Annotated in this window: 20 protein-coding genes; 9 read left to right on the forward strand and 11 right to left on the reverse strand. The window is 63.9% G+C overall.

Going from position 1 to position 21,806, the window contains the following annotated elements; genetic code table 11:
• Position 1: 1 nt before the first annotated feature.
• Complete coding sequence (locus FJ430_RS26300; protein ID WP_140703194.1) at positions 2–991, reverse strand: 3-oxoacyl-[acyl-carrier-protein] synthase III C-terminal domain-containing protein; 990 nt, start codon at positions 989–991, stop codon at positions 2–4.
• 138 nt (positions 992–1,129) lie between these two features.
• Between FJ430_RS26300 and FJ430_RS26305 the strand changes: the two genes are divergently transcribed.
• Positions 1,130–1,696, forward strand: coding sequence for a T6SS immunity protein Tdi1 domain-containing protein (locus FJ430_RS26305; protein WP_140703192.1), 567 nt, complete (start codon positions 1,130–1,132; stop codon positions 1,694–1,696).
• Between the two features lie 5 nt (positions 1,697–1,701).
• Here FJ430_RS26305 and FJ430_RS26310 read toward each other — a convergent pair whose 3' ends face one another.
• Together FJ430_RS26310 and FJ430_RS26315 are read right to left on the reverse strand one after the other, a co-directional pair.
• Positions 1,702–2,151: a DNA polymerase III subunit chi gene (locus tag FJ430_RS26310; RefSeq protein ID WP_140703190.1), complete on the reverse strand. Its 450-nt coding sequence runs from the start codon at positions 2,149–2,151 to the stop codon at positions 1,702–1,704.
• 2 nt (positions 2,152–2,153) lie between these two features.
• Entirely contained in the window at positions 2,154–3,674 is a 1,521-nt protein-coding gene (locus tag FJ430_RS26315) for a leucyl aminopeptidase (protein ID WP_140703186.1), read from the reverse strand.
• Positions 3,675–4,052: 378 nt separating this feature from the next.
• Here FJ430_RS26315 and lptF point away from each other — a divergent pair, with 378 nt between their 5' ends.
• The 7 genes from lptF (at position 4,053) to FJ430_RS26350 (ending at position 12,667) form a co-directional block, all read left to right on the forward strand.
• The gene (gene lptF, locus FJ430_RS26320; protein ID WP_140703184.1) at positions 4,053–5,249 is read left to right on the forward strand and encodes an LPS export ABC transporter permease LptF; all 1,197 of its coding nucleotides are present in this window, start codon (positions 4,053–4,055) and stop codon (positions 5,247–5,249) included.
• Between the two features lie 2 nt (positions 5,250–5,251).
• On the forward strand, positions 5,252–6,334 hold the full coding sequence (gene lptG / locus FJ430_RS26325) for an LPS export ABC transporter permease LptG (protein WP_140644493.1): 1,083 nt from the start codon (positions 5,252–5,254) through the stop codon (positions 6,332–6,334).
• A complete protein-coding gene (locus tag FJ430_RS26330; protein WP_181175232.1) occupies positions 6,334–8,745 on the forward strand; it encodes an LPS-assembly protein LptD in 2,412 nt (803 codons plus the stop codon). Before lptG ends, FJ430_RS26330 begins: the two co-directional genes overlap by 1 nt.
• Positions 8,746–8,959: 214 nt before the next feature.
• Positions 8,960–9,880, forward strand: coding sequence for a SurA N-terminal domain-containing protein (locus FJ430_RS26335; protein WP_140703181.1), 921 nt, complete (start codon positions 8,960–8,962; stop codon positions 9,878–9,880).
• Between the two features lie 36 nt (positions 9,881–9,916).
• Positions 9,917–10,948 carry a 4-hydroxythreonine-4-phosphate dehydrogenase PdxA gene (gene pdxA / locus FJ430_RS26340; RefSeq protein ID WP_140703179.1) on the forward strand — a complete coding sequence of 344 codons (1,032 nt, stop codon included), beginning with the start codon at positions 9,917–9,919 and terminating at the stop codon, positions 10,946–10,948.
• Between the two features lie 7 nt (positions 10,949–10,955).
• Positions 10,956–11,801, forward strand: a complete 846-nt coding sequence (gene rsmA, locus FJ430_RS26345) for a 16S rRNA (adenine(1518)-N(6)/adenine(1519)-N(6))-dimethyltransferase RsmA (RefSeq protein WP_140703177.1) — start codon at positions 10,956–10,958, stop codon at positions 11,799–11,801.
• A gap of 284 nt (positions 11,802–12,085) precedes the next feature.
• Complete coding sequence (locus FJ430_RS26350; RefSeq protein ID WP_140703174.1) at positions 12,086–12,667, forward strand: Fic/DOC family protein; 582 nt, start codon at positions 12,086–12,088, stop codon at positions 12,665–12,667.
• 8 nt (positions 12,668–12,675) lie between these two features.
• On the opposite strand, the gene gmk is transcribed toward FJ430_RS26350, so the two are convergent.
• From gmk to fabD, 8 genes are all read right to left on the reverse strand, one after another.
• Positions 12,676–13,350, reverse strand: coding sequence for a guanylate kinase (gene gmk, locus FJ430_RS26355; RefSeq protein WP_095767013.1), 675 nt, complete (start codon positions 13,348–13,350; stop codon positions 12,676–12,678).
• A 4-nt stretch (positions 13,351–13,354) separates the two neighbouring features.
• Positions 13,355–14,245 carry a YicC/YloC family endoribonuclease gene (locus tag FJ430_RS26360; RefSeq protein WP_140644488.1) on the reverse strand — a complete coding sequence of 297 codons (891 nt, stop codon included), beginning with the start codon at positions 14,243–14,245 and terminating at the stop codon, positions 13,355–13,357.
• A gap of 247 nt (positions 14,246–14,492) precedes the next feature.
• Entirely contained in the window at positions 14,493–15,767 is a 1,275-nt protein-coding gene (gene mltG, locus FJ430_RS26365; protein WP_140644487.1) for an endolytic transglycosylase MltG, read from the reverse strand.
• Between the two features lie 168 nt (positions 15,768–15,935).
• Positions 15,936–17,198, reverse strand: a complete 1,263-nt coding sequence (fabF, locus tag FJ430_RS26370; RefSeq protein WP_140644486.1) for a beta-ketoacyl-ACP synthase II — start codon at positions 17,196–17,198, stop codon at positions 15,936–15,938.
• 34 nt (positions 17,199–17,232) lie between these two features.
• Positions 17,233–17,469, reverse strand: a complete 237-nt coding sequence (locus FJ430_RS26375; protein ID WP_006203723.1) for an acyl carrier protein — start codon at positions 17,467–17,469, stop codon at positions 17,233–17,235.
• A gap of 198 nt (positions 17,470–17,667) precedes the next feature.
• Positions 17,668–18,405: a 3-oxoacyl-[acyl-carrier-protein] reductase gene (gene fabG / locus FJ430_RS26380; protein WP_140703172.1), complete on the reverse strand. Its 738-nt coding sequence runs from the start codon at positions 18,403–18,405 to the stop codon at positions 17,668–17,670.
• A 10-nt stretch (positions 18,406–18,415) separates the two neighbouring features.
• Positions 18,416–18,604, reverse strand: a complete 189-nt coding sequence (locus FJ430_RS26385) for a hypothetical protein (RefSeq protein WP_140644484.1) — start codon at positions 18,602–18,604, stop codon at positions 18,416–18,418.
• A 30-nt stretch (positions 18,605–18,634) separates the two neighbouring features.
• Positions 18,635–19,576 (reverse strand): ACP S-malonyltransferase, encoded by a 942-nt coding sequence (gene fabD / locus FJ430_RS26390; protein ID WP_140703170.1) that lies wholly within the window; start codon positions 19,574–19,576, stop codon positions 18,635–18,637.
• A gap of 277 nt (positions 19,577–19,853) precedes the next feature.
• Between fabD and FJ430_RS26395 the strand changes: the two genes are divergently transcribed.
• The gene (locus FJ430_RS26395; protein ID WP_140703167.1) at positions 19,854–21,782 is read left to right on the forward strand and encodes an LTA synthase family protein; all 1,929 of its coding nucleotides are present in this window, start codon (positions 19,854–19,856) and stop codon (positions 21,780–21,782) included.
• The last annotated feature ends 24 nt before the right edge of the window (positions 21,783–21,806 follow it).

Raw genomic sequence — 21,806 nt, forward strand, 5'->3', positions numbered from 1 at the left:
CCTAGGTCTCCAGCGCCATGCCGCCGAAGGAGACGCCGGCCGACGTGCCGAGGAAGAGCAGCTTCATGCCTGGCGCGACGCGCCCCTCGCGGCGCGCGACGTCGAGCGCGAAGGGAATGGAAGCCGCGATCTGGTTGCCGAAGCGGGTGGAGATGTCGACGAGCTTTTGCGGCGCAAAACCGGTCTGGCGCGCCATATGGGCAAGCGCGAAGGGGCTCGCCTGATGCGGCACGACGAGATCGACATCGTCATGCCGCCAGCCGGCGCGCCCGAGCAGAGCATCGACGAAGCCGTTGAAGTGGCGCGAGGTAAGCCGGAACAGTTCCTTGCCGTCCATGTGGAACAGGCTGTGCGCCGCGAACGCTTCCCGCTCCTTGCGGAAATCGAAGCGCGTGCCGCCCGAACCAATGCCGCAGGCTTCCCAGCCCGACGGATAAGTGCGCATCAGGCTCGCCGCCACCTTTCCCTCGCTTGGCTTGGCCTTGCGCAGCACGGCCGCCGCCGCGCCGTCGCCGAAGAGCGCGGCGATCTCCGGCGCGTCCTGCCATGGCAAAGCGCGCGAGGCGACTTCGGACGAGAAGACCAGAGCCGTCTCGCACTGCCCCGCCTCGATCATGCGGCCCGCGGTCTCGAAGGCGGTGAGGAAGCCAAGGCATGTGCTGTTGACGTCGAAGGCGGCGGCCGAGCCGTCTGCCAGCCCGAGGCGCTGCATGACCAGCGGCGCGGTCGCCGGCAACGGCTGGTAGGGCACACCGCAGCCGCCGACGATCAGGTCCACGGCGCCGGCCTCTAGGCCGGCATCCTCAAGCGCAAGGCGCGCGGCGGCACAGGCGAGATCGATCTGCGATTCGGCATTGCAGACATAGCGCTCGACGACACCGGTGACGGTTTCAAGCGCGCCCTCGCCAAGGCTCAGCTTCGCCTCCAGGGCGCGTGTGGTGAGGCGCTCAGCCGGTACCGCCCTGCCGGTTCCGACGATCCTGATCCGCATTCTCCCCCCGCCGCGTGAGCTTGGCCCTATCTAACGCAAAAAGCGGTTCGAGGCGACGGCCATCATCGGCGTCTGCGCGACCATGTTTGATCGTCGATCATTCTGCTGTAAGTATGCGATGCTTCCAGGGGGTGAGGTATGGCTAATTCTTTTTCTCGCTTTATTTCTTTTGTCTTTGGGAATTCTGTTTCTAAGCCAAATGCAGACGCTGTCAGAAGCCCGTGGCCGAGCGGTCTCCAGCATCTGTTTATCGAGCCATCAAAGAAGGATATCTGGGAAGCGCTGGACGGCTGGAAGTGGATTGGGCTTGATGGCTTGGAGCCCGGCGCAGTCTCTGCGTTCGGTGACATTTTCTTCCGCGCTCCCGATGGTTCCGTCAAATTGCTGGACATGGTCGGAGGCCGATTGACCCAAGTGTCGGAAACGTGGCCGGAACTTACAACCCAGTTCAATGATCCTGATCGTCGCGAGGAACTGTTGCTGGCTGGATTAGTGACGACGGCACGAAAGAAGGGATTGGTCTTGGGGGTCGACGAATGTTACGACTTCGAAAAGCCGCCCGTGCTCGGTGGCGAAATGTCCGTTAAGCAAATCAACAAGACTTTCTTCGTGGTCAAAGTGCACATAGCCGGCCAGATTCACCGGCAAGTAAAAGACCTTCCGCACGGTACGAAAATCAACAAGGTAACGATCGGCGATCGCTGACGGCTCTAAGCCTTGCGCTCCCAGCGACGGTCGGGCGTCTGCTGCCAGTAGGTCACGGCGTGGCCGGCTTCCTTCAGCGTCTTCCAATGCGTCCGCGCGCCTTCGAGCTGCGCGGCGTCATGGCCATCGAAAAGGAAGACGGCGCGCTCGTAGCCCGATAGTTCGGGCGGGCTTGCGCCGTCGACCAGGAAGCGGATCTGCGCGGCGTTCTGGTTGCCCTGGCCCGTGGTGAGCAGGACCGGCTGTTCGGCCGGATAGGCCTCGCGGTCGGTGGCATGCGCCAGAAAGGAATCGTCGCGGAAAATCCACAGATGCTGGTCGAGCGCGTCGCGACGCTCCTCGGTGCCGGTCTGCACCACCGCGCGCCAGCCGCGCTCGACACTGCGCTCGAGCAGGCCGGGCAGCGCCTCCTCGAGTGTCGATTCGGTCAAATGGTAGAACAGGATTTCGGCCATCCCTACCCTTCGTAGTGATCGCGCACCAGCCTGTCGAGCAGCCTCACGCCGAAGCCCGAGCCCCAGGACTGGTTGATCTCGCTCGACGGCGCGCCCATCGCGGTGCCGGCGATGTCGAGATGCGCCCAGGGCGTGTCCTTGACGAAGCGCTGCAGGAACTGCGCGGCGATGATGGCGCCGCCATAGCGGCCGCCGATATTCTTCATGTCGGCGTTCTTGGAATCGATCAGCTTGTCGTATTCGGGCCCGAGCGGCATGCGCCACAGCCGCTCCTGGCTGGCTTGGCCGGCGCCGAAAAGCCGGCCGGCAAGCTCGTCATTGTTTGAGAACAGGCCGGCATAGTGCTGGCCGAGCGCCACCATGACAGCGCCGGTGAGCGTCGCCAGATTGATCATGAATTTCGGCTTGAAACGGTCGTTGGCGTACCAGAGCGCGTCGGCCAGGACCAGGCGGCCTTCCGCGTCGGTGTTGAGCACTTCGATGGTCTGGCCAGACATCGATGTGACGATGTCGCCGGGGCGCTGGGCATGGCCGTCGACGGCGTTCTCGACCAGGCCGATGATGCCGACCACATTGGCCTTGGCCTTGCGCGCGGCGAGCGCGTGCATCAGGCCGGTGACGGCGGCCGCGCCGCCCATGTCGCCCTTCATGTCCTCCATTCCGGAGGCAGGCTTCATCGAATTGCCGCCGGTGTCGAAGGTGACGCCCTTGCCGATGAAGGCAAGCGGCGCATCCTTGGCCTTGCCGCCGTTCCAGCGCATCACCGCCAAGCGCGCGCCGCGCGGCGAGCCTTGCGCTACGCCGAGCAGAGAACCCATGCCGAGCTTCTTCATCTCTTTTTCAGCCAGGATCTCGACCTCGACGCCGAGCTGCTCCAGCGCCTTGACGCGTTCGGCGAATTCGACAGGCCCGAGCGCATTGGCCGGCTCGTTGACGAGATCGCGCGCAAGCAGCACGCCGTCGGTCACGGCTTCCTCGCCCGCAAACGCCTTCTTCGCGGCCGCGGGGTCGGCGCACTGGATGGTTATCCTCGCGGGCTTCGCCGCCTCGGCCTTCTTGGCGCCCTTCGCGTCAGATTGCCCGTCTTCCTTGTCTTTCCTGGTCTTGTATTTGTCGAAGGAATAGCTGCGCAACAGCATGCCGGCGGCAAGGTTGGCCGCCTGGCGGCCGTCGGGCTGCAGTTCGGGCAGATCGAGGATGACGGCCACCTCGGCCGCCTTGCGCAGCGAAGCGGCAATGGCCCCGCCGAGCTTCAGCCAGGCATTGTCGTCGAGGCTCGAGACCTTGCCGGCGCCGATCGCCACCAGCCGGTCGACCGAAGTTCCTTCCGGCGCCAGCACCTCGGCCGAGCTTGCGAACTTGCCGGAAAAATCCGCGACCGGAAAGGCGCGTGCCAGCGCGCCGGCCGGATCGCAGGCCTTCGCCGCCTCGCCGAGCCCGCCGCCGTCGGCCGCGAACACGAAGACGCTGCCCTTTTTCGGCGTGGCAAACTTGGCGAAAGAAATGGAAGGTCTCGACGTCATCAGGTCCTGCTTTCGGGGATGGCCGGAAGGTGCCGGCAAAGGGTATTTCTTGGCGAGCAACGCGTTTGGCAAGCGTGCGCGACATTTGGTCGTTTTCAGCCATTTGGCAAGACTTTGGCCGAAATCGCTGTCTATATCAGCGCTACCATAGACAAAGGATTCGCCCCGGCACGACCTTAGCTTGCTGCCGTAACGTGCTGTTAACCATCGATGTTTTGCATTTCTTATCCATTGACGCGGAGACTCCGCCGCGCGGGGGCACGCGGCGTGGGGCGACGAACCGGAGCGAGCCGCCTATGACCCAGTTGTGCGGGCGTTGCCGGATCACTACCTTGTCGGCGGGCATGATGCCGTTCGGCAAAATCGAGAAAAGCCTTCATGAAGGTCGTTGAACGCTACATCATGCGCCGCGCGCTGACGATGTTCCTCGCATCGCTGGTGTGGACGCTGGCGATCGTGTGGACGACGCAGGTGCTGGCCAAGATCGATCTCGTCACCGACAACGGCCAGTCGGCGCTGACCTTCTTCGAGGTCGCGGCGCTCATCATCCCCTCCATCATTCCGATCGTCGTGCCGTTCGCCTTGGTGGTGGCGGTGGCGCAGACGCTGAGCGCGATGAACACAGATTCGGAGCTGGCGGTGCTCGGCGCCGCGGGCGCCTCGCGCTGGACGATCGCGCGGCCGATCCTTCTGCTCGCGGCCTTTGCCTGCGCGTTTTCCTTCATCGTCGACAACGCCGCCGACCCGTATGCCAGGCAGAAAAACCGCCAGCTGGTGGCGGCCTCGCGCGCCGACCTCGTGTCGCTGATCATCCAGGAAGGCACGTTCCGCAAGATCGACGAAGGCCTTTACCTGCAGGTCGGCGAACGGCTTCCCGGCAACCGGCTCGGCGGCATCTTCGTCGCCGATTCGCGCGAGGAAGGCGCCAGCCTCACCTACTACGCCAAGACCGGCAGCATCGTCGAAAAGGGCGACGAGAAGGTGCTGATGATGAATGACGGCGTCATCAACCGCAAGTCGGTGACCGGCGACCTCTCCGTCATCCGCTTCACCTCTTACGCCTTCGACATGTCGGCCTTCATGTCGGCGGCGAACGACATCACGCTTTTGCCCAAGGACCGGACGACGGCGTATCTGCTCAACCCGGATCCCAACGACAAGATGTTCCAGCGCGAACCCGGCAGCTACCGGGCGGAACTCAACCAGCGCTTCGCCGAATGGTCCTATTCGCTTGTGTTCGCGCTGATCGCGCTTGCGGTCGCGGGCGATGCGCGCTCGCATCGCGAGTCGCGCATCAATCCGCTGATCACGGCGATCGCAATCGCGCTTTTCGTGCGATGGCTTGGCTTCTTCGCCGCCGGCAAGGCCGACAAGGTCTGGTATTACGTCTACCTGCTCTACGGCATACCCATCATCGCCTCAGCGGTTTCGATCTGGTTCATCGTTTCCTCGCGCAGCATGGAACTGCCGGTCAGTTGGGCCGACTGGCTGACAGGTTTTGCCAAGCGCGCCGGTGACAATTGGACGGCATTCAAGCTCTGGCTCGCCCGGCGCACTTCCGGCCAGGGAGCCTGACCATGGGCTGGACGCTGGGCCGCTATTTCTTCTTCCGCTACGTCTCGATCACCTTCTGGTTCTTCCTGGGACTGCTGGCGCTGGTGTTCCTGATCGATTTTACCGAGCTTTCCGGCCGCACGACCGGGTTGCCCGGCTTCACCTACGGCATTGCCTTCGCCATTTCGGCGCTCAGGATGCCGATGATCATGCTGCAGACGGTGCCGTTCGTCGGGCTGTTCTCGGCGATGGCGACGCTGGTGTCGCTCAATCGCCGCTACGAGCTGGTGATTGCGCGCTCGGCCGGTGTCTCGGCCTGGCAGTTCCTGTTCCCCTGCTGCGTCGGCGCGCTGATGTTCGGCGTGCTGTCGGTCGCCATCATCAACCCGATCGCCGCGCATGGCTTTTCCTGGTCCGAGCAGATGGAGAACGACCTGCGGGCCGGCAAATCGAATGCCGTCACCACCAATGTCACGCCGTGGCTTCGGCAAAAGACCGAATCGGGCGACACCATCATCGGCGCCCGCGCCATCCTCAACCAGGGGCTGGAGATGGCGGATGCGGTGTTTTTCGTCCTCGACCATGAGGGCAACATCACCGAGCGCAAGGATGCCGCCAAGGCCTTCCTGCGCGACGGCTATTGGGAATTGCAGGACGTCAAGGTCTTCAAGGGCGGCAATATCCAGACGCTGGCGTCCGACAAGGTGCCGACGAATCTGAAGCCGGAATTCGTGCAGGAGCGGCTGGCGCGTCCGGAAACCATCCCCTTCTACGAGCTGCCGCGCAAGATCGAGGTCGCCCGTTCCTTCGGACTCAAGGCAAACGCCTTCGCCATGCAATTTAATTCGCTTGTGGCATTGCCGTTCCTTCTCGTGGCCATGACGCTGATTGCTGCAACGGTTTCAATGAGATTTGCGCGAATGGGGCAGTCGGCAACGATGATTCTGGGTGGCGTCGTGGCCGGCTTTCTGCTTTATGTCGTTTCGGTACTGGTCAAGGCATTCGGTGTCGCCGGATTCGTGCCTACTGTGGTGGCTGCATGGGTTCCGGTTGTCGTGGCTATGTTCTTTGGGGTGACGTTTCTGCTATATAAGGAAGACGGCTAGTGAGGGAGGCGGTTTTGCGCAGCCATAGGCAGGCCGGTCTGGCACGCCTCTATGGGGCGACCGCCTTGGCGTGTCTGTTCGCCTGTGCGGTGCCGACGGCGCCCGCGCTGGCGCAGACGATCGCTGCCAAGTCCGTCCCTTCCGGCACGCAGATGCTGCTGGCCGCCGATACGCTTGTCTATGACAACGACAAGCATACGGTGACGGCCGTCGGCGGCGTGCAGATCGACTATGGCGGCAACAAGCTGGTCGCCCAGCGCGTGGTCTACAATCGCGACACCAAGCGCCTCGTCGCCAGCGGCGCCGTCGAGTTGATCAACAGCGACGGCACCAAGGTCAATTCCGACCATATCGACATCACCGACGATTTTGCCGACGGTTTTCTCAACGCGCTGCGTGTCGAGACGATCGACAAGGCTTATTTCGCCGCCGAGAGCGCCGAGCGCATGGGTGGCGTGCTCACCACCTTCCACAACGGTGTCTACACCGCCTGCGAACCTTGCGAGGACAAGCCGGACAAAGCGCCGACCTGGCGCGTCAAGGCGCGCAAGATCATCTGGAACGGCGAGAAGAAGACGGTCCGCTTCGAGAACTCGAATTTCGAGTTCTTCGGCTTCCCGCTCGCCTACCTGCCGGCCTTCGAGATCGCCGACCCGACGGTGAAGCGCAAGAGCGGCTTCCTGATCCCCGGCATCGTCTACAACAACCATCTCGGCGTCGGCGTCAAAGTCCCCTATTACTTCGCGCTGTCTCCGACCTATGACCTGACCGTCACCGGCAGCGGCTATACAAAGCAGGGTTTCCTCGGCGAGGCCGAGTGGCGCCAGCGCTTCAACAACGGCCAGTACACGCTGAAGATCGCCGGCATCAACCAGCAGGATCCCGATGCGTTTGTAGATTCGGCCGGCCATAATGTGAATTCCGGGCCTGCCAACGATCCGAACAAGTTCCGCGGCATGATGGGCACCAAGGGCCAGTTCGCCATCAACGAGCGCTGGAATTTCGGCTGGGACGTGCTGCTCCAGACCGACAAGGAATTCTCGCGCACCTACAACATTGACGGCTACAGCGACCTCGTCCACCAGTCGTCGATCTATCTGACGGGCTTGAGCGACCGCAATTATTTCGACGTCCGTGCCATGCGCTTCGAGGTGCAGGAAGACACGCTCTCCAGCGACCCGACAGCGCGCGCTGCCAAGCAACCCTGGGTGCTGCCGTCGCTCGATTACGCCTATATCCCCGACACTTCGGTGGCCGGTGGCCAGCTGTCGTTCAACGTCAACGCACGCGTGATCAGCCGCAACCGGCTGGACGCCGTGCTCGCCGATGCCAGCGATCCGAATTCGATCAACAACGTGCGCGGCATCGAAGGCGAGTCGAGCCGGCTGACGGCGGAAGCTGAGTGGAAGCGCACCTTCACCACCGATAACGGCCTGCAACTGACGCCTTTGCTCGCGTTGCGCGGCGACGCCGGCTATGTCAACGCCAATTCGGCTTCGCTCGATGCCGTCAACCAGATGGCGACGAATCTCGGCCAGGACGTGGACATGCGCTCGTCGCTTGCCCGCTACATGGCCACGCTCGGGCTCGAGGCGCGCTGGCCGCTGTTGTTCTCGATGCCCAGTTCCAGCCACATCCTGGAACCGACCGCGCAGGTCTTCGTGCGTCCGAACGAGCAATATGTCGGCGGACTGGCGATCCCCAACGAAGACGCGCAGAGCTTCGTCTTCGACGCGACCACCCTGTTCGAGCGCGACAAATTCTCGGGCTACGACCGCATAGAAGGCGGCACGCGCGCCAATGTCGGCTTCCGGTATTCGGGCGCCTATGACAATGGCTGGGGCACGAACGCCATCTTCGGCCAGTCCTATCAGCTCGCGGGCGAAAACTCTTTTGCCGCGCCCGATCTCGTCAATGTCGGGGCCGAGTCCGGTCTGGACAAGCCGACCTCGGATTATGTCGGCCTTGTCGGCTTCAACAGCCCGAGCGGTTTCTCCGGCTCGCTGAGCGGGCGTTTCGACGAGCAGACCTTCGAGGTCAGGCGCGCCGAAGTGAAGGCCGCCTATTCCAGCCTGCCGATATCGCTCAGCGCCAAATATGCCTTCATCGAGGCGCAGCCGCTCTATGGCTTCACCACCGACCGCCATGAGCTCACGCTCGGCGCCTCGACCCATGTGGCGCAGAACTGGCGGCTGTTCGGCACCGGCACTTACGACATCCAGACAAATGTGCTGGTCAAGGACGGTGTCGGCTTCGCCTACAACGATTCCTGCTTCACTTACATCATGACGTATTCGCAGACGCGTGACACCGTCACCAAGGAAGTGTCGCAGAACATCGGTTTCAACCTGTCGTTCCGCACGCTCGGCGATTTCGGTTCGTCAACAAGCGCGGTCGATACCATCCAGTGACCAAGGGTGGGCGTACGGAGCCGTGCGTCGCTCGGCGCTGATGGTGGTTTGGTCTTGATTTGGCGCCTGATCCCCTGAGTATAGGCTCGATTCTAGGCGTCATGAGCCGGCGACATCGTTTCGCCGCATAAGACGGGCAATGGGGTCGACCGCATCGCGCAGGCGTTCGGAGGACGCGCGGCGCCGTCATGGTGGGGAAGATTGGGAAGGTAAGATGAGGAAATACCTGTTTTCAGCGGGATTCGCGCTTCTGGTGGCGGCCTCGGTTTCGGTCACGGCTGTCGTGCAGCCTGCTTTCGCCGCTGAGATCAAGTATGTCGTCAACAACATAGCGATCACCACCGGCGACATCGCGCACCGCGCAGCCTTCTTCAAGCTGCAGCACAAGAAGGGCGATGCCGCACAGGAGATGATCGACCAGACGCTGCGGCTGGCCGAAGCCAAGCGGCTCGGCATCCGCATCAGCGACCAGCAGGTCGACGCCGCCTACCAGCGCTTCGCTTCGGGCAACAAGATGCCGCTGGCGAAACTCGACGCGATCATGGCGCAATCGGGCGTCACCAAGGAACACTTCAAGGAATTCATCCGTGCCCAGATGGCCTGGAACCAGGCGCTCAGCGCGCGCTACCGCTCCGGCGAAGGCGGCTCGGTGACCGAGCAGGATGCCGTGCGGCGCATGCTGGACAAGGGCGGCGCCAAGCCGACCGCGACGGAATACATGCTGCAGCAGGTGATCTTCGTGGTGCCCGCGTCGGAGCGCGCCGCCACGCTCGCCAAACGCAAGCGCGAGGCAGACGCCATGCGCGCCCGCTTCAGCGGCTGCAACACCACGCGCGACTTCGCCAAGGGCCTGCTCGACGTCACCGTGCGTGATCTCGGCCGCTTTCTGGCGCCACAATTGCCGTCCGATTGGGCCGAGCAGATCAAGGCGACCAAGGTCGGCGCCGCGACGCCGACCCGCGAGACCGAGCGCGGCATCGAATTCATCGGCGTCTGCTCCTCGCGCGATGTTTCCGACGACAAGGCCGCGCAGATGGTGTTCCAGGCAGAAGGCAGCAACGACAAGGACGCCGACGAACTCAGCAAGAAATATGTCGCCGAGCTGCGCCAGAAGGCCAAGATCGTCGAACGCTAGAGCGACAAGCGTGCAATACCGCAGCCGGCCCACCGCATGAGCGCGCAGAAGACCGATGCACCGCTGGCGCTCAGCGTCGGCGATCCCTCGGGCATCGGGCCCGAAATCGCCATCGCCGCCTGGCAGGCCGGCGACAGCGCCGGCGTGCCACCCTTCTACCTGCTTGCAGACCCCGCTTTGATCGAAGCCCGCGCCCGCCTGGTCGGCGCAAATGTTGCGATTGCCGAGACGCTGCCAGGACAGGCAGCGCATCATTTTTCCCGCGCGCTGCCCGTCGTGCCGCTCTATGCGCGCCATGTCGACAGCCCGGGAGAGCCGGACCCGGCCAATGCCGCAGGCACGATCGAAGCCATCGACCGCGCCGTCGCGGACTGCCTCGCCGGCCGCGCCGCGGCGATAGTCACCTGCCCGATCGCCAAGAAGCCGCTCTATGATGCCGGATTTGGCTTTCCGGGCCACACAGAGTATCTGGCGCATCTGGCCTCGCGCCACACCGGCAGGGACGTGACGCCGGTGATGATGCTGGCCGGACCGGACCTGCGCACCGTTCCGGTGACCATCCACATCGCGTTGGCCGAAGTGCCGAAAATGCTCACGACGGAGTTGATCGTCGCAACCGCGCGCATCACCGCCGCCAATCTCAAGAGCCGCTTCGGCATCGCGCGGCCGAAGCTTGCGATCGCCGGGCTCAACCCGCATGCCGGCGAGGGCGGCGCCATGGGGCTGGAGGATGCAGCGATCGTCGCTCCCGCCGTCGAGATGTTGCAGGCGGAAGGCATCGACGCGATCGGACCGCTGCCGGCCGACACGATGTTTCATCCACGCGCGCGCGCCGCCTATGACGCAGCGCTCTGCATGTATCACGACCAGGCGCTGATCCCGGCCAAGACCTTAGCCTTCGACGAGGCCGTCAACGTTACGCTCGGCCTGCCCTTCATCCGCACTTCGCCCGACCACGGCACCGCTTTCGACATCGCCGGCAAGGGCATCGCGCGCCCCGACAGCCTGATCGCCGCGTTGAGGCTGGCGCGCCGGCTGGCCGACAGCGGACGGCAGGCCGCCGCGTGAGGATGCATTGAGCGGACGCACCACAATCGACGGGTTGCCGCCGCTGCGCGAGGTGATCGAGCGGCACGGCCTGCAGGCCAAGAAGGCGCTCGGGCAGAATTTTCTGCTCGACCTCAACCTGACAGGCAAGATCGCGCGCGCCGCCGGGGATCTCGGCGAGACGACAGTGATCGAGGTCGGTCCGGGTCCGGGCGGACTGACGCGGGCACTGCTCTTCAACGGCGCGCGGCGCGTGATCGCCATCGAGCGCGACGAGCGCTGCCTCGAAGCGCTGGCCGAGGTTTCCAACCATTATCCCGGCCGGCTCGAGGTCATTCCCGGCGATGCGCTGAAGACGGATTTTGCCGCACTCGGCGGCGCGGCGAGCGGCGCGCCTGTGAAGATCGTCGCCAACCTTCCCTACAATATCGGCACGGAGCTTCTGATCCGCTGGCTGACGGTGGCCGACTGGCCGCCCTTCTACCAATCGATGACGCTGATGTTCCAGCGCGAGGTGGCGGAGCGCATCACCGCGGCTCCTAGCAGTGACGCCTATGGCCGGCTGGGCGTCCTGGCCGGCTGGCGCACCGAGGCGAGGATCGCCTTCGACGTGCCGCCGCAGGCGTTCACGCCGTCGCCGAAGGTCACCTCATCGGTGGTGCATCTGGTGCCGCGACAGTCCCCCCTCCCCGCCGACGCCAAAAAGCTCGGCCGCGTCACCGAAGCCGCCTTCGGCCAGCGCCGCAAGATGCTCAGGCAAAGCGTGAAGAGCCTGGGTGGCGAGGCGCTGCTGACCCGCGCCAGCATCGACCCGACGCGTCGGGCGGAAACGCTGAGTGTCGAGGAGTTCGTCAGGTTGACGAACGCGGTGTAGTATCCGGCGTCGGCCCGCCATAATCGGCGGCGCGATTGCCCGGAAATCGTGGAACATGGTAGTGTCGCTGAATGAAGAAGAGCCACACCCTCATTCGCTCCGGGCAAAATGGTCAATTCATCCTGACCAGTGACAGAGGCGAGAAGATCAGCGCTGTTGAAGGTCTCAGATTGTCACGCCGCATGGCGACAATCCTAACGGAAAGCCGCGCGCGGGGCCTTACTGGGGACGAACGCAGGGCCTTGATCAAGGAACAAGTATCCCGAAAAAAATAGGATCAGCAGGTGGTATACGCCGCTGAAGACGATCCGCTATGCTATCCGGGCACGACTGTTCTTCGTAACAAGCTGAATATCGAGGACCAGGCCGAACTCGACGAATTCGAGTTAGCGCTTTTTCTGACGAGAGCCGATGAGAATATGCCGGTCGGTAGGCTGGACTATGAGCACTATAAAGTCGTTCATCATCACCTATTCCAGGACATTTACGAATGGGCTGGCGAGGTTCGCACCATTCGCATCGGCAAAGGCGGCAACTGGTTCTGTTATCCCGAATACATCGATCAGGAGATGAGCAGGATATTCGAGGGATTGACTGAAGCCGACCATTTTCGCGGGCTTGCCATCGAAGACTTTGCGGTTGGGGCTGCGCATGTTTTGGCCGAGATCAACGCCGTGCATCCATTCCGTGAAGGCAATGGCCGTACACAGCTCACTTTCCTGGCAATGTTGATAGAGAATGCAGGATTCTCGTTTAATGCCGACATGCTCGAGCGCGAACGCGTTCTGGACGCAATGATCGAGAGCTTTGCCGGTGAGGAAGTACCGTTGTCGCGCCTCATCATGGATATCGCCATGCTGAAATGACGGGCGATTTACCCCGTCTTCTCGTCCAGCAACCCCGAAATGAAATCGAACAGGCCAGGGCGCCTGTCGCGCCGAAGCCGCTCCGCCGTCACGATGGCGCGGACCTCGGCGAAGGCGCGGTCGAGATCGTCGTTGACGATGACGAAGTCGTATTCCTTCCAATGCTCGATTTCGAGGCGGGCGTTCTTCAGCCTGGTCTCGATGACGGATTCCTGGTCCTCGGCGCGACGCTTTAGGCGCGCCTTCAATTCCTTCATCGACGGCGGCAGGATGAAGATCGAAACGATATCGGCGCGCATCTTCTCCTTGAGCTGCTGGGCGCCCTGCCAGTCGATGTCGAAGAGCATGTCGCGGCCTTCGGCCAGCGCGATTTCCGCGGGCTCACGCGGCGTCGCATAGCAATTGCCGTGCACCTCGGCCCATTCGAGCAACGCGTCGGAGTCGCGCAGCCGCTCGAACTCGCGCATGGTACGGAAATGGTAGTGGACGCCCTCGATTTCCGAGCCGCGGCGCGGCCTTGTCGTAACGGAGACCGAAAGCTCGAGACTTCCATCGCTTTCCAGAAGATTGCGCGCGATCGTCGACTTGCCGGCGCCCGACGGCGACGACAGCACCAGCATCAATCCACGACGGCGGATGCGGGACCCCAGATCCCTGGCGGCCGTCGGTTCCTTGGCAACCATCCCGTCACTCCAGATTCTGGACCTGTTCGCGAAACTGGTCGACCACCGCCTTGAGCTCCAGCCCGATCGCGGTGACCGCGGCGGCGTTCGACTTCGAGCACAACGTATTCGATTCGCGGTTGAATTCCTGCGCGAGAAAATCGAGCTTGCGGCCAACGGCGCCACCGCTTTTGAGCAGCGCCCGCGCCGAAGCGACATGTGTCTTCAGCCGGTCGATCTCCTCGCGGATATCGGCCTTGGTGGCGAGGAAGGCCGCTTCCTGGTGCAGCCGGACGGCATCGAGATTGGCCGAGGCATCTATCAACAGACGCATCTGCTCGGCGATGCGCGCGCGGATCGCGGCGGGTTCGCGCGAGGGGTCGGCCTCCGCCTTCAGCGTCAGCGTCTCGATGGTGTCGACATGGCCGGAAAGAAGCGCGCCAAGTGCCGCGCCCTCACCGAGGCGCGCCTGTTCAAGGCCGGCGAGCGCCGCCTCGAGCGCCGACAGGATCGTGGCATCGAGGGTAGCCCGCTCCTCCTCGGTCTCCACGGCCTCGGGGATGTCGAGCACCCCGCGCAGGGAAAGCAGGCCATCCGCGGTGGCGGGCTCGGTGCCGAACTGATCCTGCAAACGCTTGGCCAGCCCCGCCAAATCCTTGAGGAACGCCTCGTTGACCACCGGCTGGACTTGCCTGGCGGCGGCGCGGCCGACGGTCAACGTCGCCTGGAAGTTGCCGCGCGCAAAGCCCTTCTGAATAGTCTGCCGGACCGCCGTCTCCAGCCGGTCGAAACCCTGCGGCAACCTCAGCCTCACCTCGGCGCTCTTGCCGTTCACCGATTTCACCTCCCAGGCGATCGAGGTGCCATCACTTTCGGCGGCGGACCGCGCAAAACCGGTCATGCTTTGCAGGCTCATTGCCCTGTCGTCCCCCTGTCGCAGCCAAGGCATGCGTGGCCCAGCGCTGCGCGCCCCAAACATCGCCGGACGAAAGGCCGGCGCCCCCTCAAAACATGAATACGGCCTCGCGTCAAAGGACGCGTACTTCCGTTTGATGCATGTCGTCTTCCCAAAACCGCTGCGCACTTTTGGGCGACATGCAGTGCGTTTGATGCATGTCGTTTTCCCAAAACCGCTGCGCACTTTTGGGCGACATGCATTGCGCCTATTGCGCGTCGCCGCCGCCGCCGTCGCCGTTCTCGCCGCTGCCGCCATTGGCACCGGCATCGCCGCTGTCGCCGTTGCCATCGGGAGCCGCCGGCGCCGTCGTCTGGCCGGACGCCTTGGCGGCGGCGTCCGCCTGCTTCTTCTGCAGCGCCCGATAGCGGGCAACGTTCTGGTTATGCTCTTCCAGCGTCGCCGCGAAGACATGGCCGCCATTGCCGTCGGCGACGAAATAGAGGTCGTCGGTCTTCGACGGATTGGCGACCGCTTCGAGCGCCGCGCGACCCGGATTGGCGATCGGCGTCGGCGGCAGGCCCTTGATCATGTAGGTGTTGTAGGGCGTCTGCTTGTCGAGGTCCGACTGGTAGATCGGCCGGTCCGCCGGCTTTCCCTTGCCGCCGAAGAGGCCGTAGATGATGGTCGGGTCGGACTGCAGCCGCATGCCCTTGGCCAGACGGTTGAGGAACACCGCGGCGACGCGCGAGCGCTCGTCGCTCCTGCCCGTCTCCTTTTCGACGATCGAGGCGAGCGTGACGAAGTCGTCGATGTTGGCGATCGGCAGGTCGGGCGCGCGGTGCGACCAGACGTCGTCGACCAGCTTCTTCTGGTCGGCGATCAGCTTATCGACCATCTGCTGCCTTGTGGCGCCGCGGGTAAAGCGCAGCGTGTCGGTGGCGATGCTGCCCTCCGGCGGCAAGGCCGGCGGCATATCGCCGGTCAGCGCCTCCTGATCGGCGACCCGCTGCAGCGCCTGCTCGACCGTCAGCCCTTCGGGAATGGTGAGCGAGTACATGACCGACTTGCCGCTCTTGAAGAGTTCCATGATGTCGCGCATCGAGGCGCGCGGCTTGATGGCGTACTCGCCAGCCTTCAGCGCCGATTCATTGCCCGTGGCGCGCACGCCTAGCCGGAAGACGCGGGCATCGCTGATCAGGTTGCGGCGTTCCAACTGGTCGGCGATCTCCTGCACGCCGGTGCTCGGCTTGATCAGGAAGGTGTCGCCATTGGCGGATGGGCCGGGCTCGACGAAAGCCTGCATGCCGAAATAGAGCGCGACACCCGAGGCGAGCACGACCAGGATGACCATGGAGAGGAAGAAATTGAGGAAGACGACGACCTGGCTGCGCGAGGCGCGCGAGCGCTTCGACGGCGGCGGCGTGCCGGCTTCCGGGCGCAACGCCTCGGCCGCGGTCTTCGGCCTGATCGGCCCCTTTGTGCCTTGCCGTCCGAATTCCCCGTCGCCGCCCGGATTTGTGCTGCCCGGATTTGTGCTCATGGCGCGCCCTACCGTCTGATCTTGCAACGAATCCCCCGGCAAAAAGCTAGGGGAGAATTTGGCAAAAATGACGGCAGGTGGCGGAACTGCCGGCTGGTTGTCTGTCTCTGAGCAATCCCGGGTAGAAAACCGCTGCGCACTTTTCCTAGGATTGCTCCGGCTGGCCCTTCAGCCATTGTAACGCTGGAACACGAGCGAGGCGTTGGTGCCGCCGAAGCCGAAGGAATTCGACAGCGCGACGTCAATCTGGCGCTGGCGTGGCTTGTTCGGCACAAGATCGATCGCCGTCTCGCGTTCCGGATTGTCGAGATTGATGGTCGCCGGCGCGATGTTGTCGCGGATGGCCAGGATCGAGAAGATCGCTTCCGCGGCACCCGCGGCGCCCAGCAGATGGCCGATCGACGACTTGGTCGACGACATCGAGATCTTCGAGGCGGCATTGCCGACCAGGCGCTCGACCGCGCCGAGCTCGATCGTGTCGGCCATGGTCGAGGTGCCGTGCGCGTTGATGTAGTCGATGTCGGCCGGCGAGAGCTTCGCCCGGTTAAGCGCCGCCGTCATGCAGCGGAAGGCGCCATCGCCGTCTTCGGCCGGCGCGGTGATGTGATGGGCGTCGCCCGTCAGGCCATAGCCGGTGACTTCCGCATAGATCTTGGCGCCGCGCGCCTTGGCATGCTCCAGCTCTTCCAGGACGACAACGCCGGCGCCCTCGCCCATGACGAAGCCGTCGCGGTCGCGATCATAGGGACGCGAAGCTGTTTCGGGGCTGTCATTGCGCTCGGTGGAGAGCGCCCGGCAGGCGGCGAAGCCGGCAATCGACAGCCGGGTGATCGGCGCCTCGGCACCGCCGGCCAGCATCACATCGGCATCGCCCCACATGATCAGCCGGGCGGCGTCGCCAATGGCGTGCGCGCCGGTCGAGCAGGCGGTGACCACCGCATGGTTCGGGCCTTTCAGGCCGTGGCGAATGGAGACCTGGCCCGAGACCAGATTGATGATCTGCCCGGGGATGAAGAAGGGGCTGATGCGGCGCGGGCCGCGTTCCTTCAGGATCATCGCGTTTTCGGCGATGCCGTCGATACCGCCGATGCCGGAGCCGATCAGCACGCCGGTGGCGCACTGGTCCTCATGCGTCTGGGGCTTCCAGCCGGAATCGGCCAGCGCCTCGTCGGCGGCGGCGATGCCATAGAGGATGAACTCGCCGATCTTGCGCAGTTCCTTCGGCTCGAGCACGGCCTCCGGATTGAAGGTGCCGTTCAAGCCGTCGCCACGCGGGATGACGTGGGCGATCTTGCAGGCAAGATCGTCCACCTCGAATTCGGTGACGCGGCGGCAAGCGCTGCGGCCGGAGAGCAATTCCCGCCAGCTGTGCTCGACGCCCATGCCAAATGGCGAAAGCAGGCCAAGGCCCGTGACGACGACACGCCTCATCGCAGGTCCTCCCCGATAATGCCTGCGAAAGAACTCAGGCCGAGGCCTTGTCGATATACTTCACGGCATCGCCGACGGTCAGGATGGTCTCGGCCGCATCGTCCGGAATCTCGACGCCGAACTCTTCTTCGAACGCCATGACGAGTTCGACCGTGTCGAGGCTGTCCGCGCCCAGGTCGTCGATGAAGCTCGCCTGCTCCGTCACCTTGTCGGCGTCGACGCCGAGATGCTCGATGACGATCTTCTTGACGCGCTCTGCGGTGTCACTCATTTGGGGCAATCCTCGTCTTAAGTTGTCTATCTTCGTTAGCGGGCGGAATGCCGCTAATCAAGCTGAAAGATGGTCTTGCGGGCAACGCACGCCACAGGACCGGTTTTTGCCCGAACCGCCGGGTTGCGGGCCGCATTACACGAAAAATGGCAGGCGTCCAAGCCGAAATGGCTGTTTTCACAGGCGCCCGCCCATGCCTCAGATCATCGCCATGCCGCCGTTGACGTGAATGGTCTGGCCGGTCACGTAGGCCGCCTCGTTGGAGGCGAGATAGGCGACGGCCGACGCCACTTCAACGCTGGTGCCCATGCGTCTTGTCGGGATCGCGGCCATGATCGTCTCTTTCTGCTTGTCGTTGAGCTTGTCGGTCATGGCCGATTCGATGAAGCCCGGGGCGACGCAGTTGACGGTGATGTTGCGGGTGGCGATTTCCTGCGCCAGCGACTTGGAAAAGCCGATCATGCCGGCCTTGGATGCGCAGTAATTGGTCTGCCCGGGATTGCCGGTGACACCGACCACCGAAGTGATGTTGATGATGCGGCCATGGCGGCGGCGCATCATGGGATGGGTCAGCTCGCGGGTGAGCCGGAACACGGCGGTGAGGTTGACCTCGATCACAGAATCCCAGTCGGCGTCCGACATGCGCACGAACAGGCCGTCCTTGGTGATGCCGGCATTGTTGACCAGGATATCGACGCCCTCGAGGTCGGCTTCAGCCTTCTGTCCGAGCGCCTTGACCGCGTCGCGGTTGGCCAGGTCCGCCGGAAACAGTTTTACGCGGTCGCCCAATTCGCCCGCCAGGGCTTCCAGCTTCTCCACACGGGTGCCGTGCAGGCCGACGATAGCGCCCTGGCTGTGCAGCACTCTGGCGATCGCTTCGCCGATGCCCCCTGTTGCGCCGGTGACGAGCGCCTTGCGGCCAGTCAGTTCGAACATTTTCTCAACCTCATTTTTCCGAATGCGCCGCGGGCGATCCCGGTTCCGTATACGTCAAATCATCCAGGCCATGCCAGAAATCTTCGGTCGTCAGGACATCCTCGTCACCGCGCCGAATGCGTTCCACAACCTCAGCTGCAATGCGATAGTCCTCCTCCATGTGCTCGGTTTTGCTTCGACCAATCTTCGAAGGAGACATTCGACACCTCCGGTAACGTTCGAGCGATCCTTAGCCAAGCGCCGCCAGTGCCGCCTCGACTTCCGCCGCCGTGCCGATGGCGCCGGTGGCGATGTCGCGGTTGATGCGGCGCGCCAGGCCCGTCAGCACCTTGCCGGCGCCGACTTCGTAAAGGCTCGACACCCCATTGGCGCCGAACCATTCCACCGTCTCGCGCCAGCGCACGCGGCCGGTCACCTGCTCGACCAGCCGGCGGGCGATCTCGTCCGGGTCGCTGGTCGGCGTCACCGTCACGTTGGAGACGACGGGGACCATCGGCGCGGATTTCGCGACACCCGCCAGCGCCTCGCGCATGATATCGGCCGCCGGCGCCATCAGCGCCGAGTGGAAAGGCGCGGAAACCTGCAGCATCAGCGCCCGCTTGGCGCCCTTTTCGGTGCACAGCTTCGCCGCCAGTTCGACCGCCGCCCTGGCGCCCGAAATCACCAGCTGGCCGCCGCCATTGTCGTTGGCGACCTGGCAGACGGAGCCTTTGGCCGCTTCCGCGCAAGCCGCTTCGACATCGGCCTGCTCCAGCCCGATGATGGCGGCCATGGCGCCCTCCCCGGCCGGCACCGCAGCCTGCATGGCGTTACCGCGGGTGCGCAAAAGCTTGGCGGCGTCGCCGACCGAAACGAAGCCGGCCGCCGCAAGCGCGGAATATTCGCCCAGCGAATGACCGGCCACATAGGCCACCTTGTCCTTCAGCGAGAAGCCCCGCGCTTCAAGCGCCCGCATCGCCGCCAGCGACACCGCCATCAGCGCCGGCTGGGCGTTGGCGGTCAGCGTCAGCGTCTCTTCCGGTCCTTCCCAGATGAGTTTCGACAGGTTTTCGCCGAGCGCGGCGTCCACTTCCTCGAAGACGCGGCGCGCTTCGAGGAATTGATCGGCGAGGTCCCTGCCCATGCCGACGGCCTGGCTGCCCTGTCCCGGAAAGGTGAATGCGACGGCCATTTTGGGTCTCTCCAGAGGCTGGTTTTTCCCTGCCTCTGGCGCAAGGCGCACAGCCAAGTCAAGCCCGCCGGCGCCTCTTCAGCCAGCATTTCAGCCGGAAAACCCAGCTGACTCCCTGTTCCGAAAGGCTTTTTGGCGATCACACCTGATGAAAACCGCTCACGTTTAGTTTGCTGGCTCTTCTTATTTCCGCCACAGGCGCTAGCTTTGCGTGACATTTCGATGACAGAAGCGTGACGGGCGTGGAAGGCGTGTCGCGTTGGCCGGGGGAAGTAGAGTGGCAAGGATCAGAAAAGGCGCGGCCAAGCCCGTGCCGCAGTTTTTGGAAGACGATCCGTCCACCGGCTACCTGCCGGGACGGGCCTGGCCGACTGTACGCTACGGCCTGACGACGCTTCTCGTCTCCGCCCTGCTCGTATTCGCGATCGAGTTGATCGTGCGCGGCGATTTCTTCGGCACGGTCGATTTCTTCCTGCAGCCGTTCAAGCCGGGCTGGACCACCATCATCGTCTTCGCCCTGGTGCTGGTCGGGCTGGACGCCATACTCGGGCGCAGTCACCAGAGCCTGATGATCGTGGCGCCGCTGACGCTGGCGCTGGCTTTTGTCGGCCACCAGAAATCGCATTATCTCGGCGATCCGCTCTATCCGACGGATTTCCTGTTCGCCCGCCAGATCGTGGCGCTGATGCCGCTTCTGGTGCGCGAGCGGCCGTGGACGGCCGTCATGCTGGCGGTCGGCATCGTCGGCGGGCTGACGCTGCTCGTCTACGGCTGGCGGACCTGGCGCAGGCGGGTGCCGATCCTCAGCCGCAAAGGCCGCCTGGCGCGGCTGGCGCTTGCCGTGCCGCTGCTCGCCTTCTTCGTCTCGATCATGGACTATGCCACCTTCTCGTGGACGCGCGACCGGCTGCAGATCATCCCGATCATGTGGGACCAGAAGGAAAACTACGCCTCCAACGGTTTTGCGCTGGCTTTCGCGATGAATGTGCCGATGGCGCATGTCTCGGCGCCGCCCGGCTACACCGAAAAGGCGATGGCCGCGATCCAGCGCCCCGACGTCGCCGCTTCGGTGCCGGACGAGAAGCCGGATATCGTGGTGGTGATGAGCGAATCCTTCTGGGATCCGACGCAGTTGCCCGGCGTCACCATCAAGCCCGACCCGATCCCGACAGTGCGCGCCTTGCGCTCCGGCTCGATGTTCTCGCCTGAGTTCGGCGGCATGACCGCCAATATCGAGTTCGAGGCGCTGACCGGCTTTTCCAACGCCTTCCTGCCGGCCGGCTCGATCCCCTATCAGCAATATGTGCGCACCCCGACCCCGTCGCTGGCCACCTTCCTGAAGAGCGAAGGTTACTATGCGCGTGCCATCCATCCTGGCACCAACTGGTTCTGGAACCGCGGCGCGGTCTATGCCGATTTCGGCTTCAAGGACTTCAAGTCTGAAGAGACGCTGCCGCCGATGGAAAAGCGCGGCCCGCTTGCCTCCGACGCGGCAATGACCGACGAGATCATCCGCGAGGCCGATGCCAGCGACGACCCGGTGTTCTTTTTTGCGGTCAGCCTGCAGAACCATGGGCCTTACGAGCCTTACCGCTACAGCAACCCGACGCATTCGGTCGATGCGCCGATCAGCTCCTGGGCGCGGGAATCGCTGCTCTCCTATGCCGAAGGCTCGGCCGACGCCGACCATGGCCTTAAGCGCCTGATCGACTGGGCGAAGGCGCGCCAGCGGCCGACGATCATCGCCTTCTTCGGCGACCATCTGCCGCCGCTGGGACCGGTCTATGTCGAGACGGGCTATCTCAAAGACAATGTCGCGCCGCGCAGGGAACCTAACGCCGGCGCCGCGATCGAGCATCACGACACGCCGCTGGTCATCTGGTCGAACCGCTCCGGTCCGGTGCAGAACCTGGGCTCGGTAAGCCCGGCCTTCCTGCCCTACCATATCCTGACCACCGCGGGCATCACCCACCCCTATTACACCGGTTTCCTCGGCGCGCTGCGCGAACACTACCGGGTGGTCGACCGCAACCTGCTCCTGTCGCCCTCGGGCGAAGCCACCCCGGACTGGGCGAGGCAGAAGCAGATCGACCCGAAGATCAACGATTTCCGGCTCATCCAATACGACATGATGTTCGGCAAGCGCCGCTCGGCGCCCGACTTCTTCCCCGAGACGGTGGACAAGCTGGTCGCGCATACGAGCTGAGGCGAAGGCGGTCAAAGCTGATCA

The sequence above is a fragment of the Mesorhizobium sp. B2-8-5 genome (assembly GCF_006440675.2).
Lineage (GTDB): Bacteria > Pseudomonadota > Alphaproteobacteria > Rhizobiales > Rhizobiaceae > Mesorhizobium.